The organism is Pseudomonas sp. Leaf48, from assembly GCF_001421885.1.
Taxonomy (GTDB): domain Bacteria; phylum Pseudomonadota; class Gammaproteobacteria; order Pseudomonadales; family Pseudomonadaceae; genus Aquipseudomonas.
Map to the genome: position 1 here is coordinate 76,920 of NZ_LMLH01000009.1, position 14,683 is coordinate 91,602.

The 14,683-nt window shown below is 58.4% G+C and carries 18 protein-coding genes; 7 read left to right on the forward strand and 11 right to left on the reverse strand.

The genetic code is table 11. The annotated features are described in order from the left end of the window. Window positions 1-96 precede the first annotated feature (96 nt). The 4 genes from ASE98_RS08680 to ASE98_RS08695 form a co-directional block, all read right to left on the reverse strand. Entirely contained in the window at window positions 97-1,425 is a 1,329-nt protein-coding gene (locus ASE98_RS08680; RefSeq protein ID WP_060540961.1) for a deoxyguanosinetriphosphate triphosphohydrolase, read from the reverse strand. A gap of 200 nt (window positions 1,426-1,625) precedes the next feature. Beyond that, window positions 1,626-1,970 carry a hypothetical protein gene (locus ASE98_RS08685; protein WP_060540962.1) on the reverse strand — a complete coding sequence of 115 codons (345 nt, stop codon included), beginning with the start codon at window positions 1,968-1,970 and terminating at the stop codon, window positions 1,626-1,628. Beyond that, complete coding sequence (locus ASE98_RS08690) at window positions 1,967-2,356, reverse strand: phage holin family protein (protein WP_060540963.1); 390 nt, start codon at window positions 2,354-2,356, stop codon at window positions 1,967-1,969. The genes ASE98_RS08685 and ASE98_RS08690 overlap by 4 nt, the downstream gene beginning before the upstream one ends. A gap of 1 nt (window position 2,357) precedes the next feature. Continuing rightward, a complete protein-coding gene (locus tag ASE98_RS08695; protein ID WP_060540964.1) occupies window positions 2,358-2,672 on the reverse strand; it encodes a DUF883 family protein in 315 nt (104 codons plus the stop codon). Window positions 2,673-2,997: 325 nt separating this feature from the next. Between ASE98_RS08695 and ASE98_RS08700 the strand changes: the two genes are divergently transcribed. Beyond that, window positions 2,998-4,206, forward strand: a complete 1,209-nt coding sequence (locus tag ASE98_RS08700; RefSeq protein ID WP_060540965.1) for an ammonium transporter — start codon at window positions 2,998-3,000, stop codon at window positions 4,204-4,206. 1 nt (window position 4,207) lies between these two features. Here ASE98_RS08700 and ASE98_RS08705 read toward each other — a convergent pair whose 3' ends face one another. Continuing rightward, window positions 4,208-5,920, reverse strand: coding sequence for a cation:proton antiporter (locus ASE98_RS08705; protein ID WP_060540966.1), 1,713 nt, complete (start codon window positions 5,918-5,920; stop codon window positions 4,208-4,210). A 207-nt stretch (window positions 5,921-6,127) separates the two neighbouring features. Here ASE98_RS08705 and ASE98_RS08710 point away from each other — a divergent pair, with 207 nt between their 5' ends. The 3 genes from ASE98_RS08710 to ASE98_RS08720 all read left to right on the forward strand — a co-directional run bounded on the left by ASE98_RS08710 (window position 6,128) and on the right by ASE98_RS08720 (window position 7,810). After that, window positions 6,128-6,364: a glutaredoxin family protein gene (locus ASE98_RS08710; RefSeq protein ID WP_060540967.1), complete on the forward strand. Its 237-nt coding sequence runs from the start codon at window positions 6,128-6,130 to the stop codon at window positions 6,362-6,364. Window positions 6,365-6,531: 167 nt separating this feature from the next. Further along, window positions 6,532-6,849: a hypothetical protein gene (locus ASE98_RS08715; RefSeq protein WP_060540968.1), complete on the forward strand. Its 318-nt coding sequence runs from the start codon at window positions 6,532-6,534 to the stop codon at window positions 6,847-6,849. A gap of 70 nt (window positions 6,850-6,919) precedes the next feature. Continuing rightward, complete coding sequence (locus tag ASE98_RS08720) at window positions 6,920-7,810, forward strand: pseudouridine synthase (protein WP_060540969.1); 891 nt, start codon at window positions 6,920-6,922, stop codon at window positions 7,808-7,810. 85 nt (window positions 7,811-7,895) lie between these two features. Here the strand turns inward: ASE98_RS08720 and ASE98_RS08725 are convergent, their stop codons facing one another. Both ASE98_RS08725 and mobA read right to left on the reverse strand, forming a co-directional pair. Beyond that, window positions 7,896-8,117 (reverse strand): YgdI/YgdR family lipoprotein, encoded by a 222-nt coding sequence (locus ASE98_RS08725; protein WP_060540970.1) that lies wholly within the window; start codon window positions 8,115-8,117, stop codon window positions 7,896-7,898. 74 nt (window positions 8,118-8,191) lie between these two features. Next, entirely contained in the window at window positions 8,192-8,794 is a 603-nt protein-coding gene (gene mobA, locus ASE98_RS08730; RefSeq protein ID WP_060540971.1) for a molybdenum cofactor guanylyltransferase MobA, read from the reverse strand. A gap of 81 nt (window positions 8,795-8,875) precedes the next feature. Here mobA and moaB point away from each other — a divergent pair, with 81 nt between their 5' ends. Together moaB and ASE98_RS08740 are read left to right on the forward strand one after the other, a co-directional pair. Then, window positions 8,876-9,415, forward strand: a complete 540-nt coding sequence (moaB, locus tag ASE98_RS08735; RefSeq protein WP_060540972.1) for a molybdenum cofactor biosynthesis protein B — start codon at window positions 8,876-8,878, stop codon at window positions 9,413-9,415. After that, on the forward strand, window positions 9,399-10,625 hold the full coding sequence (locus ASE98_RS08740; protein WP_060540973.1) for a molybdopterin molybdotransferase MoeA: 1,227 nt from the start codon (window positions 9,399-9,401) through the stop codon (window positions 10,623-10,625). Before moaB ends, ASE98_RS08740 begins: the two co-directional genes overlap by 17 nt. Before the next feature lie 62 nt (window positions 10,626-10,687). Here the strand turns inward: ASE98_RS08740 and ASE98_RS27170 are convergent, their stop codons facing one another. After that, window positions 10,688-10,999, reverse strand: a complete 312-nt coding sequence (locus ASE98_RS27170) for a hypothetical protein (RefSeq protein ID WP_060540974.1) — start codon at window positions 10,997-10,999, stop codon at window positions 10,688-10,690. Window positions 11,000-11,225: 226 nt separating this feature from the next. Here ASE98_RS27170 and yegS point away from each other — a divergent pair, with 226 nt between their 5' ends. Then, window positions 11,226-12,131 (forward strand): lipid kinase YegS, encoded by a 906-nt coding sequence (gene yegS, locus ASE98_RS08750; RefSeq protein WP_060540975.1) that lies wholly within the window; start codon window positions 11,226-11,228, stop codon window positions 12,129-12,131. Here the strand turns inward: yegS and ASE98_RS08755 are convergent. From ASE98_RS08755 to ASE98_RS08765, 3 genes are all read right to left on the reverse strand, one after another. Beyond that, window positions 12,128-12,787 carry a response regulator gene (locus ASE98_RS08755; RefSeq protein WP_060540976.1) on the reverse strand — a complete coding sequence of 220 codons (660 nt, stop codon included), beginning with the start codon at window positions 12,785-12,787 and terminating at the stop codon, window positions 12,128-12,130. The two genes, yegS and ASE98_RS08755, sit on opposite strands and share 4 nt — an antisense overlap. Then, window positions 12,784-13,677, reverse strand: a complete 894-nt coding sequence (locus ASE98_RS08760; RefSeq protein WP_060540977.1) for a sensor histidine kinase — start codon at window positions 13,675-13,677, stop codon at window positions 12,784-12,786. The genes ASE98_RS08755 and ASE98_RS08760 overlap by 4 nt, the downstream gene beginning before the upstream one ends. 504 nt (window positions 13,678-14,181) lie before the next feature. Beyond that, window positions 14,182-14,649 (reverse strand): hypothetical protein, encoded by a 468-nt coding sequence (locus ASE98_RS08765; protein WP_060540978.1) that lies wholly within the window; start codon window positions 14,647-14,649, stop codon window positions 14,182-14,184. Window positions 14,650-14,683 lie beyond the last annotated feature (34 nt).

The window sequence follows — 14,683 nt, forward strand, 5'->3', positions numbered from 1 at the left end:
GTATGTAGGACGATTCGGTAAACCTTGAGTGCATTTGGTTTTGAGGAAGGAGATCAGCCAGATCTGACGGCGAAATGGCTGATCAGTCGACACTCGTCAGTGACTTGAGCGGCCGGTCATTTCCAGCGCCATGTCACTGGCGTAGCTGTCGGTCATGCCGGCGATGAAATCGATCATGCGCAGGAACGATGTGTGCAACGAGCCGTGGGGATCGGGCGCATTGTTGCCCAGCAGATCGAGGACGCGGCGGCTTTTGAACGAAGGCGTGCGACCGTTGTGTTGTTCCAGCGCGGCTCCGCAGAACGCGTTGAGGAGGATTTCCAGGGTGGTGTAGGCGCCTATTTCGTGCAGGGTCTTGCGCTTGTCCTGGAAGATTTTTTTACGAGCCATGTCCTTGGCATTGAGCACACAACGCTTGGCGGGGCCGTGCATGTGCTCTACCAGATCGCCGGGCAACGTACCGGCCAGCAGCGCCTGTTGTTGCTCGACGAAGGCGCGGGCCGCGGCATTGGTCAGGTGTTCAATGGCCTTGCCACGCAGGATCGCCAGCTTTCGACGGCGTGAATCGTTGGGGCCGAGCTGGCGATAGGTTTCCGGCAGATCGTCACCGACCAGGTTGAGCAGCAGGGACTCGACTTCAGCGTATTCCAGCAGCTCCATTTCCAGGCCATCTTCGAGGTCGATCAGCGCGTAGCAGATGTCATCGGCGGCTTCCATCAGGTACACCAGTGGATGACGCGCCCAGCGTTGATCCTCCAGCTGCGGCAGACCGAGCTTGTGGGCGATCTGCTCCAGCAGCGGCAGCTCGCTCTGGTAGCAACCGAATTTGTGTTTCTTGTAGCCCAGGGAGTCGGCGTGCTTCGCCGTCCACGGGTATTTCAGGTAGGTACCCAGGGTCGCATAGGTCAGCCGGGTACCGCCGTCGAACTGGTGGTATTCAAGCTGGGTGAGTACCCGAAAGCCTTGTGCATTGCCTTCGAAGTTCAGGAAGTCATTGCGCTCGGTTTCGCTCATCGCATCCAGCCAGCCACGACCGGCGGCTTGCTGGAACCAGTGACGAATAGCATCTTCACCGGAGTGGCCAAAAGGTGGATTGCCGATGTCATGGGCCAGGCAGGCTGATTGCACCACCATTCCCAGGTCGCTGGGCTCGCACCAGTCGGGCAGAGAGCTGCGGATGGTTTCACCGACCCGCATGCCCAGGGAGCGGCCCACGCAGCTGACTTCCAGCGAATGGGTCAGGCGCGTGTGTATGTGATCGTTGCTGGAGACCGGATGCACTTGGGTCTTGCGCCCAAGGCGGCGAAACGCCCCCGAGAAAATGATGCGGTCATGATCTTTGTGAAAAGGACTGCGGCCCAGTTCTTCAGGGCTGTGCAGAGGCTTTCCGAGGCGTTCGCGGGTAAGCAGGGTGTGCCAATCCAAGGCTGGTTCTCTCCGTCCGGTGACTGATGGCCTAGCTTCCCGTTTCGCGACGGCACCTGCAAGCGCAACTGTAACCGGCCAGCGTCGAGGCGATGAGCCGCAGATTTGTGCCTGCCGCCCGGGCATGTACACCGCAATGCCCCCCTCGACAGAAGGAGGCATCTGGCAGCCATGGTAGAAAAGCAGGTCGAACCTGCTGGTCAGTTTCTGTGCGAAGAACCTTGCATCACCAGTTTGATCAGCGGCCCAAGGGTATTGCCCAGGCGAACCAGACGGCTCAGGGTGCTGATGCCGCCAGCGTTTTTTGCCCCCTTGCCGGTCAGGAATCCCAGCAAAGTGACGGCGGCCACGCCCCAGAGTGGCGCGTGCTTGATGCCGAAACCCTCCTGCAGGTTGTGCGTCATCCCGCGCATGCGTTGCAGCGGCTCCAGCAGTTGCCGGGATTCATGGCGGATTTCCTGGCGATGCATTTCCATGCGCAGGCGGATCAGTGTCTTGCGCATTTCTGCGCGCGTGCTGTTGCGTGGCAGTTCTGGCAGGTTCATGGCAGCAGGCGCTCCCGATCGTTGGCCAGCTCTTCGAGCGTGCCATGGAAGGGTGAGGATTCATCGTAAATCGCAGCTCGCAAGCGAATTGCACAGAAGATCGCGGCGAGCGCATAAAACACGCAGAGGCCGATGATGGCGGGCAGGCGATACGTGTCCCAGAACAGGATCATTACCAGTCCCGACAACCCCACCAGCAATAGCAGCGCGAACACCAGCGCGAGCCCCGCAAACAGCAACAGGCTTACCGTGCGGGCCTTTTGCTCTTGCAGTTCGATACCGAACAGTTCGACATGACTGTGCAGCAATCCCAGGAAAGCGGCACCCAGGCGCCGCGATGATGCGCTTGTACCCGTCACGGACGGGCCGGATTCACCGATTGCCATATCAGCGCCGGCTGGCCAGCAGGCCGATCAGGAAACCCACACCGGCCGCGATCCCGACCGATTGCCATGGATTGGCTTGAACATAGTCTTCGGTTGCGGTAACGGCAGCCTGGCCGCGCTCGCGCAGGGAGTCTTCAGTCAATTTCAAGGTTTCGCGGGCGCGCAGCAGACTGTCGTGGATCTGCTCGCGCAACTCATCAGCCTGATCACCGGCCAGGGTGGCGGTGTGCTCCAGCAGGCGTTCGGTGTCGCTGACCAGAGTCTGGAAGTCGTTCATCAGGATTTCTTGAGCAGTCTTTGCCTTGATGCTGGCCATGTGGGATCTCCATAGGTGGCTTTCTGAATCGTTCGAGTATGAGCCTTGAATGAAGGTTCAGTACAAATGACTGGTACAACTTTTGCTATCTCGTGGTGCGCCAGCTACGCCGTTGCGCTATTGCCGGGCATGCTTTGAGTAAAACCGTAGTACCGGAATCCGAATACGGACACCCGTGCGGGCCACGTTTTGCCCGGACAGCATATGTGCGCCAAATCGGTTCAACCGGTTGAACCTCCTGATTGCGTGAGGCCGCAACATAGTGCATGGAGCGCTGCCGCGAACTGCTTTGGTGCTTTTTTTCAGCCTTGAGGTCTGCCAACCGATGGAAAACCTGCAAAGTGCTGTGGACAGTCTGGTCCATAGTTCCAACACACTGTTCATTCTGATCGGTGCGGTCATGGTGCTCGCCATGCACGCCGGTTTCGCCTTTCTGGAAGTCGGAACGGTTCGGCAAAAAAACCAGGTCAACGCGCTGTCGAAAATCCTCAGCGATTTTGCCGTTTCGACCCTGGCCTATTTCTTTATAGGCTATTGGATTTCATATGGTGTGACTTTCATGCAACCGGCCGCCGTGCTCAATGCCGACCATGGCTATGGGCTGGTGAAGTTTTTCTTTCTGCTGACCTTTGCCGCGGCAATACCGGCGATCATTTCCGGGGGCATTGCCGAGCGCGCCCGATTTGTCCCGCAGCTGTGCGCAACGGTGCTGATCGTGGCTTTCATCTATCCATTCTTCGAGGGCATGGTCTGGAACGGCAACTTCGGCTTGCAAGCCTGGTTGCTTGAACGCTTCGGTGCCGGCTTTCATGACTTTGCAGGTTCCGTGGTGGTCCATGCCATGGGCGGCTGGCTGGCACTGGCGGCGGTGTTGTTGCTTGGGCCGCGCAATGGCCGTTATCGCGACGGCCGCCTGGTTGCATTCGCCCCCTCGAGCATTCCGTTTCTGGCGCTGGGTTCGTGGATTCTCATCGTCGGCTGGTTCGGCTTCAACGTGATGAGTGCGCAGACTCTGCAAGGCGTCAGCGGGCTGGTGGCGGTCAATTCGCTGATGGCCATGGTCGGCGGGACGATGGCTGCATTGATCGTCGGTCGTAATGACCCCGGCTTTCTGCATAACGGTCCATTGGCAGGGCTGGTGGCGATTTGCGCCGGCTCGGACCTGATGCACCCGGTGGGTGCGCTGGTCACAGGGGCCATCGCCGGGGCACTGTTTGTCTGGTGCTTTACCGCCGCCCAGGGCAAATGGCACATCGACGATGTACTGGGTGTGTGGCCGTTGCATGGTCTGTGTGGCGCGTGGGGCGGCATAGCCTGCGGGATTTTCGGCCAGAGTGCCTTGGGCGGCCTGGGCGGGGTCAGCCTGATCAGTCAGTTGCTGGGCACTGTGCTTGGCGTGAGCGTGGCGCTGGCCGGTGGCTTTGCGGTGTATGGCGTGATCAAGGCGTTGCATGGGTTACGCCTGAGTCAGGAAGAGGAGTATTACGGCGCGGACCTGTCGATTCACAAGATCGGCGCCGTGAGTCAGGATTGAGTCAGGTCTCTTCATCTGTGGCGCCCGGATAGAAGCCATGCAGCAGGCGATAGCGGTCGCGTCGCACCTGATCGACATGAACTTGCACCTGCTGGTCGGACAGACCCAACAGGATCAATGCCTGGGAGGCGAGCATCAGGCTGGACTCCAGCAATTCAGGCACGACTTCGCTGGCGCCGGCCTCCTTGAGTTCGGCCTGGCGACTGTCATCACGGGTGCGCACAAGGATCGGTACGGTCGAATGGCAACGGCGTGCCTGCTTGAGTATCAGCAGCGCCACATCCGTGCGGTCGACAGCGATTACCAGCAACTTTGCCCTCTCAAGTCCTGCGGCAATCAGCAATTCACGACGTCGGGAGTCGCCGTAATGCACGCATTTTTCAGCGACCGCGGCTTCCTGAATTCGCACGGGATCATTGTCCAGAGCAATGTAGGGTTGCCGGGCATGGTTGAGCAAACGGCCGATTGCTTGACCGACGCGGCCATAGCCACAGATCACCACATGGTTGTTCAGGCCGGCACTGAGTGCGCTGATTTCCTCGAGTTTGGTTTCTTCGCTGGATTTATGGTGCAGGCGAGCGGCGATATGTGGAGCTGCGCGCAGTAGCAACGGAGTCAACAACATCGAGCAGAATGTCGCAGACAGCAACGGGCCACCGAGGTCGCCGAGCATCAATTTGTGCAGCTGCATCTGCGCCATCAAGGCGAAACAGAACTCGCCACCCTGGGCCAAGGCCAGGCCGCTGCGCCACGCGGTTTCACTGTCGCTGCCGCGCCACTTGAGCAATAGCGCAACCACGCAGCCCTTGATCAACATCAAGCCCAGAGTCAGGGCGAGAATCAGCAGGCCTTGGCTGGTAAACAGCTGCAAGTCGATCAACATGCCGATACTGACGAAGAACAACCCAAGCAAGATGTCGCGGAACGGTCGCAGGTCAGCTTCGATCTGATGGCGGTAATGACTTTCACCCAACAACATGCCGGCAAGAAATGCCCCCAGGGCCGCAGACAGGCCGAGCAAGTGAGTCAGGGAGGCTGTCAACAGCACAATCACCAATGCCAGCAACACAAACAGTTCTGGTGAGCGGGCTGCCGCCACTTCATGGAACAGGCGCGGAAGCAACCAGCGGCTGGCCAGCAGCAGGCCGACGAACAGCACGACGGTTTTGCCCAGGGTCAGTGGCAGCGCCCAATACCAGAGCTGCTCGCTACTGCCGGCGAACACCGGGACCAGGGTCAGCAACAGCACCGCCATGATGTCCTGAAACAACAGTACAGCGATGGCATTCTGGCCATGGCTGCTGAAGATTTCGCCGAGGCTGCCCAGTTCCTTGCTGACAATGGCGGTAGAGGACAGCGCCAGGCCGGCGCCGAGCAGCATGGCAGGTGTGGAAGGAATGCCGAGCAACATCAGTAATCCGCCCAGCACAAGCGCCGAGACCAGCATCTGCAGGCTGCCAAGACCCAACACCAGCCGGCGCATTGCGAGCATTTTCGACAGGGAAAACTCCAGTCCGAGCGAGAACAACAGAAACACTACGCCCAGCTCTGCGAGGTCCGGCAGCTCTTCGCTTCTATTGACCCAGTTGAAGGCGGCCGGCCCGATCAGCATCCCCACGCATAGATAGCCCAGTACCGGTGGCAGTCGAAGCCGCTGGAACAGGGCGATGACCACCAGGGAAGAGGCAAAGATGATCAATAGATTGCTGAACACTAATCACCCCGGTGAATAAGTCTGCTCTACAAGCGTAGAGGCAAATAAACCCTGAGCATCCGGTAAATGACGGCAGTGGCAACTGATGTGCGTCAGGATATCTCTGTTCGCCCCGACCCTTTGATGGTGGCGCAGGGAGTATTCAACCGCTCGACGGTTTTTCGGGGCAGGCCTAGAATAGTCACTCAATTTTCTGGTTGAGCGCTCATGCTTCCTGAATGTCAGTTGTTCGGCACCCTTGGTTGCCATCTGTGTGAAGTCGCCGAAGCCATGCTGATGGAGTTCGTCGAGCGCGGCCTGCTGGTGGAACTGGTGGATATCGCTGACGACGAAACCTGGTTTGAGGCTTATAGCCTGCGCATTCCTGTGCTGCGACGGGTTGATACCGGTGCAGAGCTGGGCTGGCCGTTCAGTGCCGATGAGCTGGTGGCATTCCTGCTCTGAGCAATGCGCTGGCGGTGCTCCCGTCTGTCGAACTTTATGATCGATACCCTTGGCTTAACCGGTGTTGTTCGGATACTGTATGCGCATACAGTTATTCGCAATACCCGGTTTGCCGCTCCTGATCGTCAGGAATGCGCAGGCAAGGCCGGGCGAGAGAGGGATCAGTCGTGGTCAATGTCGAACAGTTGAAGAACAGCGTGAACCGGATGTCTGCGGACGTGGTCAGCGAGGCGGTCCATGAGTTGCGTCTGGATGGCCTGGTGACCGAGGGTAAGACGCCCTTCAACAAAACCCATTTCAATACCTGCTTCGCAGAGATCGAGGCCCTGTTTCAGCGGGCTGGCTATCACCGGCAACTGGACGTCGTGGGCTATCAGGGTCTGTTGTATGCATTGTACGACCCGGCTCGCTGGGAAGCGGTCGATGTGTTGCGCTGGCTCAAGGAATACACCGAAGCGGCGGCGCGCACGCAGATTTCGGCCTGAGGATTATCTTCTAGGCTCGTTCACGCCGCTGCTGGATAATGGCGCTCAGCATTGAGGGTTAGAGCGTCGTATGTCCACTTCATCATTTTGCGCGGCAAACAGTCAGGCCAGCACGTTGTATTTGCCACCGGGGCCTTGGTTGACCGTTCTCGAATGCCTGTGCGAGCACTTCAGCGCCATTGGCCGTGAACAGTGGCTGGATAGAATCGCTCGTGGTCGTGTCCTCGATGGGCACGGCCAGCCAATCGCCCTGGATCTCGCCTACAAGGAAGGTTTGCGGATTCACTATTTTCGCGAAGTGCCGGACGAAAAACCGATCCCGGTGATCGAGTCGATTCTGTATGCGGACGAGCACTTGGTGGTGGCCGACAAGCCGCATTTCCTTCCGGTGACACCGGCAGGTGAATACGTTGAACAGACTCTGCTAAGACGCTTGATCCGTCGATTGGACAACCCGCATCTGGTACCGCTGCATCGCATTGACCGGCACACCGCAGGCCTGGTGCTGTTTTCCGCCAACCCCCAGAGTCGTTCGGCTTATCAGTCGTTGTTCCCGACCCGGCAGATCGAAAAACGCTATGAGGCCATCGCCCGGGCCTTGCCTCAACACTCGTTTCCGCTGGTTCACAAAAGCCGCCTCATCGATGGCGAGCCTTTCTTCCGCATGCAGGAAGGCCCGGGTGCGAGCAACACCGAGACGGCTGTCGAGGTCAAGGAAACGCACGGAGATCTGTGGCGCTATGGGCTTTACCCGGTGACGGGCAAGAAGCATCAGCTGCGGGTGCACATGTCGGCATTGGGGGCCGGTATCTGCAACGATCCGTTTTACCCTGTGGTACTCAAGGATGCAGAAGATGACTACGCCAATCCTTTGAAGCTGCTGGCCCAGGGGCTGAAGTTTATCGACCCGGTAACAGGTCAGGAAAGGCAGTTCGAGAGCGAAATCACCTTGCAATGGTGATCATCAACCCTGGACGATCTGCTTTCTCCAGCCATGAAAAAGCCCGCATTCAGCGGGCTTTTCTGTATCCGGTGTCTCGTAGGAATTACAGCTCCTTAACGGTACGAACCTGATCCTTGTTGATGCGCGTCTGCTTGCCATCGAGCTGTTCGAACTCGTAGAAACCGGAATCCTGGTCGAAGTCCGGGGTGTCGACTGCCTGGATTTCGCGACCGTCATTCAAGGTGATCACTGTTGGCGATGCGCAACCGGCGAGGGTGGCGAGGCCCAGTGCAAGCATGAAAGTGGCGAGGGTCCGTTGTGTCATGAGTGTGTCTCCGAATATGAATTCTTTGGTTACTGAACTTGAGACGTATACAGCGCCAGCAAGTTCCTTGGGTATCAGTTTGACACAGTGTGGTGAGTGCTCAACAGCTGCGGCGTGTTGAGGTTGGCCAGGCGCGGATCGTTGTCGGGGCATGTCAAGGCGGTCGCACCGAGCTTGCGCATCAGTCGGCCGGGGCTGCGCTCACCCTCATTCCAGGCTTTGTCGAATTCAGCCCGCAACGCTACAGGTATCACACACAGCAGCGGCTCCCAGTGTTCGTCATGGCGAAGCATCAGCGGCTGGTCCGGGTGTTGGCCGGCGGATTCGCGCATGCTGGTCAGCAGCGCCGCATCGACACGCGGTACATCGCAGGGCAGCACCAGCAGATGGGGATGACGCGCGGCTTTGAGGCCCGCGCGAATACCGGCCAGCGGCCCCGGAAAGTCACCTTCATCGTCATGGACCAACTGATCGGCATAGGCTGCGTACCGCTGCGGGTTTCGGTTGCAGGAAATGATCAGGTCATCCGTCAGAGGGCGGGTCTGACGATGCAGATGTGCAATCAGCGGTTCGCCCTGCCAGTCCAGTAGCCCCTTGTCCTGGCCGCCCATGCGTTGGCCACGACCGCCCGCCAGGAGCAAAATGGAACAAGGCAATAAATTCGTACGGGTGGTCATTGCAAGTCTCCACGCAGGCGGCGAAAAAACGGGGCGCTGTGATATAACACCGGGCTGTTTCTCCTACAACTGGACGAGCCTATGAAAGCCAAGGCTGATGTACCTTTCGCACCGCTCAACATCGCGGTGCTGACTGTCAGTGATACCCGCACACTGGAAACCGATACCTCGGGCCAGGTCTTTGTCGATCGGCTGGTCGCTGCCGGTCATAACCTGGCTGCCCGGGTGATACTTAAAGATGACCTGTACAAGATCCGTGCGCAAGTTGCCACCTGGATCGCCGATGATGTTGTGCAAGTGGTGTTGATCACCGGTGGCACCGGCTTTACCGGGCGTGACAGCACACCGGAAGCGGTCAGTTGCCTGCTGGACAAGCAGGTCGATGGCTTTGGCGAGCTGTTCCGCCAGATATCGGTGGCGGACATCGGCACCTCGACCGTTCAGTCGCGAGCATTGGCTGGCCTGGCCAATGGCACGCTGGTGTGCTGCCTGCCGGGGTCGACCAATGCAGTACGCACCGGTTGGGACGGCATACTTGCCGAACAGCTGGATGCGCGGCATCGCCCATGCAATTTCGTACCGCACTTGAAGCAGGCGTCAGCCTGTGAATCCCGTGGGTAAGCCAGGCAAGACCGGCAGCCTGATGCCGGTCGAGGTGGCCTTGGCACGCTTGCTCGAAATGGCCGATGACACGCCAATTGTCGAGCGTGAGCATTTGCCGTTGGCTCAGGTTCAAGGACGTGTGCTGGCGCAAGACCTGGTGTCGACGCTTGATCTGCCGCCGTGGCCCAACAGCGCCATGGATGGTTACGCCTTGCGCACGGCCGACTGGGCTGGCGAGCCACTGGTGGTCAGTCAGAAGATCTTTGCCGGGCAGGCTCCCGAACCCTTGCAGCCCGGAACCTGCGCGCGAATCTTTACCGGTGCACCGGTTCCCGCCGGTGCCGACTGCGTCGAGATGCAGGAAAACGCCGAGGCCCAGGCGGATCGGCGAGTGCGTTTCATCCAGGCCATGAAACCGGGCCAGAACATTCGCCCCCAAGGCCAGGAAATTACCGTCGGTGAGCTGGTGCTGCCGGCTGGCACGCGTCTGGGGCCCATCGAGCAGGGGTTGGCCGCTTCCCTGGGATGTGCCGGGCTGGAAGTGGTTCGCAAAGTGCGCGTTGCGGTGTTGTCCACCGGAGATGAATTGATCGAACCGGGACAGGCGTTGGGGCCTGGGCAGATTTACAACAGCAATCGAGTGTTGCTCTGCAGTTGGTTGCAGCGCCTGGGTTGTGAAGTCGTCGATGCGGGAATTCTTCCGGACGATCTGCAAACCACCCGTACCCGACTGGGTGAAATGCAGGACGTCGACCTGATTCTCTCGACCGGTGGCGTATCGGTAGGTGAGGCGGATTTTCTCGGCATCGCCTTGCGCGAGGAGGGGGAGTTGTCTCTGTGGAAGCTTGCCATCAAACCGGGGAAACCACTGACATTCGGGCATTTTCGTGGCGTACCGGTGATTGGGTTGCCGGGCAATCCGGCATCGACGCTGGTGACTTTTGCCTTGTTGGCCAGACCCTATCTCCTGCGCCGCCAAGGCGTAAACGACACCGAACCGCTCAAGGTGCGAGTGCCGGCAGGCTTTGACTGGCCGATTCCCGGCAATCGACGGGAGTATTTACGCGGGCGCATGGAAAACGGTCAGGCAATCATCTACAAAAACCAGAGCTCCGGCGTACTGCGCAGTGCCGCCTGGGCGGACGGTCTGGTTGAAGTACTTGAGGATCGCACGCTGGTGCAGGGCGATATCGTCAACTTCATTCCACTGAGTGAAGTCCTCAACTGATGGCGGCCGCCGCCTTTTCACGCAAGCCCGGTGATTGAACCGGGTTTAGCGTTTCTGGTCGCTCAATGACTCAGGATCAATGAAATGATCTGCTCGAATCGGCTATTGGCGATCCAGCCAAGGAGCCCGAGAACAACGGCGGTTCCGCCAGCGGAATAGGCCAGCCTGTATTTGATTGACTTGACGTCGTCATGGAACTCATCCACATCTCTGGATATGTATCTGAGTCGAGTTTCCAGTTCAGCGATGCGAGGCTCCAGCGCTGTTTCTTCGATGGCTTTCACATTGTTGCCGGGCTGGTCGTGATGGTCGGGGCGTTTTTCTGCAGGTGTTAAAACTTGCATCACCGGTGACCTGTTGGTTTGGTTTTGCATTGCACATCCTTGTATTGATTTTGCTGATGACTAAAACCTTGGGCCCAAAGTGTACTAATCCCGATTTGTGGTCAATTGAGCCGATTCCTCACGTTTTGTAAGAAAAATCTCGACATCCATATTTCCACATTTACCCAAACGCAAATTATTGGTTTTTTTTGCAACTTTTATAGGGCGCTTCGTGGTCAACATTCTCCGGATGCCCTTCAAACCGGGAGCGACAATGATGAGCGAGCGCAAGGCCTTATTGATTCTGCATGGCAAGCAGGCGCTCAACGACGCGGTTCGTGAGGCGGTCGAAAGCAAGCGTGAGCAAGGTTGGGAGGTGGCCGTTCGATTGACCTGGGAGGCCGGGGACGCGCAAAGGCTGGTCGAGGAGGCCTTGGCTGGCGGATATCGACAGATCATTGCCGGTGGCGGTGATGGCACTCTGCGCGATATCGCCGAGGCCATGGCGTCGCAATCGACCAAGGCCAGCCTGGTGCTGATGCCTCTGGGCACTGCCAATGATTTCGCGCGCGCAGCGGGGGTGCCCCTGGAGCCCGATCAGGCCCTGGAACTTATGGACACCGCGCCCACTGCCATCGACCTTGGGGAGGTGGGCGGGCAGATCTTCCTGAACATGGCCACAGGTGGCTTTGGCAGTCTGGTCACGGCGAACACTTCCGAAGACTTGAAGAAAGTCCTCGGCGGCGCGGCCTATCTGTTTACCGGTCTTTCACGCTTCGCTGAGTTGCATGCCGCTTATGGTGAGCTGCAGGGGCCGGATTTCCACTGGAGCGGCGATCTGCTCGCGCTCGGCATCGGCAACGGGCGCCAGGCTGGCGGAGGGCGGGTGTTGTGCCCGCAGGCGCTGGTGGATGACGGGTTGCTCGATATCAGTATCCTGCCTGCGCCGCAGGAAGTCGTCGGCACCTTGAAAAATCTGCTTTCCGAAGGTTTTGGCATCGACAGCATGTTTGTACGCGCCCGGTTGCCATGGGTTGAAATCAAGGTGTCGGAGGGGCTTTTCATCAATCTTGATGGCGAACCGCTGGAGGGCGACAGCCTGAGGTTTGCGGTGCGGCCGGCGGCGCTGCTCGTGCATCTGCCCGAGCGCTCGCCGTTGTTGAGTACGGGTGAGGCCGACTAGTCGTCCAGACTGATGATCTGTTCGCGTACTGCGAAAAGTACCAACCCGGCGACATCGAAAATCTGCAGGCGTTTCATGATCTGTGAACGGTGGGTTTCGACGGTCTTGACGCTCAGGTACAGTCCGCTGGCAATTTCCCGGGTGGATTTGCCGCGGACAATCAGGCGCAGGATTTCCAGCTGGCGCGCCGTCAGATTGTGCGAGTCGGCGGCCTGCGGCGGGTGTTTCTGATTGCGGATCAACGCCTGATTGATGACGGTATGGGCGATGGCCGGGCTCAGATAGCGCTCGTTGTTGCGCAGGGCCTCCAGCGCGTGCTCGAGTTCGGTGGCCGTCGTGTCCTTTAACAGGTAGCCATGGGCTCCGGACTCCAGTGCCTGCATGATGATCGCGGGATCGGTATGCATCGAAAGGATCAGCACCTTGCTCTGCGGGCAGATTCGTTTGAGCTGTAGCAGTGCTTCAAGGCCACCGGTCTGGCGCATGGAGATATCCAGCAGCACGATATCCGGGGACAACTGTTCGACCATTTCGAGCAGTTGCGCGCCGTCATTGGCTTCGCCGATGACCGCATAGCCGGGAAGATCCATTACCAGGGCACGCACGCCAGCCCTGATCAGCGAGTGGTCATCCACCAGAAGTAAATTACAAGTCAATGCATAACCTTATTCGGACTGGCCCGTTCGAGCGCACGAGGCGCCCAGGGAAATAGAGCTTCGATCTGAGTGCCTTTGCCGGGCTCGCTGATAACGGTCAGCGTGCCGCCCAGTTGATCAATCCTTTCCGTCATCCCGGCCATCCCGCGTTGTCCCTCACGGCCTGGGTCGATGGCAGGTGCAAAGCCTTGACCATCGTCGCTGATTTGTAACTTCAGGCCTTGTGGCAGGCGCTGCAGACAGACCAGCAGGTTTTTCGCCTCGGCGTGTCGCAGGATATTGGTAACCGCTTCCTGGGTGATCCGGAAAGCAGCGACGGCCATTTCTTCCGGTATACCGGTCAAGCGCTGCTGGCACTCCAGACTCCAGTGCACTGGCGTATTGGCCAGGGTCTTGAGCAGATGTGCGCGCAGACTGGCTTCCAGGCCCAGGCTGGCCAACTGGCGGGGATTGAGAATGGCCGATACATCGCGAACTTTGGCCAGTGTTTCCTCCAGCGTCTCGCACAGAAGCGAGCATTGCCCCTGAAGGTCCTCGGGCATCCGGCGTTTGAGCCATTCGCTTTGCAGCTTTGCCGCTGTCAGTAGTTGGCCAATATCGTCATGCAGTTCGCGGCTCAATCGGTGACGTTCGTTTTCCTGAACTTGCAGCAGCCGGTCGGCCAGTTCTTGCGGCTCAAACTTGATCGACTTGCGCGAAAGCAGGTATTGCACCCAGACACCGCCCAAGGCGGCAATGTCGAGCGACAGAAGCCCGAGGGGCAACTCCAATGACCGAATGTAGATCAGCAGGCTGCCGAGGCTCGAGCAGATGCATAGAAAAAGCGTGAGCCTGCACGCATTTTCCCGGCTGGGCGGCCGCATGGTGATTGACTTGAGGCTGGCGTGCATAGCGGTTGGAGCCATTGGGTGTTCGCTGACGGGCAGACCGGTCATGCTGATTGACGGTCTCTGTTTTTGTTAGGTGGAGCGTCGACTTCAACGGGGCACACTTTTTCGGCAGCAAATCAGCCATGAACCTGGTTTGGGCTGTGCTGGCCTGAATTCACACTGCTAATAATTGGCGTCAACTAATAAGCGCCATAATAGCACTTAAGATACCGTCGGTCGCGGTGGGATAGTTGTTCAGATAGTCAGGCTTTTGGCTGGCCTGGATGCCGGTTCCAAAATGGAACGCATGACTGTGTGATGAGCTGGTTGGCTATTTGCGGTCTTTAGTAGTTGCTGCCAGGCTGAACCCTGGACGTTGATGGACACGCAACTACCGAAAGCAATAGTTGTTTGTTCACACATGTCGTTCATAAATATGAAGTATCCAATTGCGACATGTTCGAACGCGAGTTTCATAGCAATTGCGACGTCCCGGATACACAACCATGGCGTAGCCGGGTTTGTTCAGGCATGCAGTTCCGAGTAGGAAACGAGGGCGAGCGGTCTGGTGTTGATCGGTTGAAACCCGCTTTGTCCCACCTGAACGGCAAACGCTTCGATCAGGGTCACCTGTTCACTGTCGTCCAGACTCAACTGGCCAGTGGTCTGGTCAATGAGTTCGAGCTGCCAGGCAATCAGGGTCAGGCAGTCTTTCAGGGCGCTCAGCGCTTCGTCATGCAGGTTAATGTGATTCTGGGCGTGGTTGAGCAGGTCATGGATGTGCAGGGAAAACTCCGAAACGGCTGCCAACGCCAAGGCATCAGCCTTGTTGGCCAGCTTCAGGAGGGTGTTGAGCATGCAGTCGATGGCGTCCCTGTCGTTGCTGATCAATTGCAGGTGGCTGAGGCATTCTTCGGTTTTAGCCAGGAGTGTTTCAGCCTCGACGAGAAACTCCGGGAGCCGCTGAGCCCACTGTGTACGTTCGTTCGGCATACTTACCTCCACAACGTCATGTCAAATGAGGGGA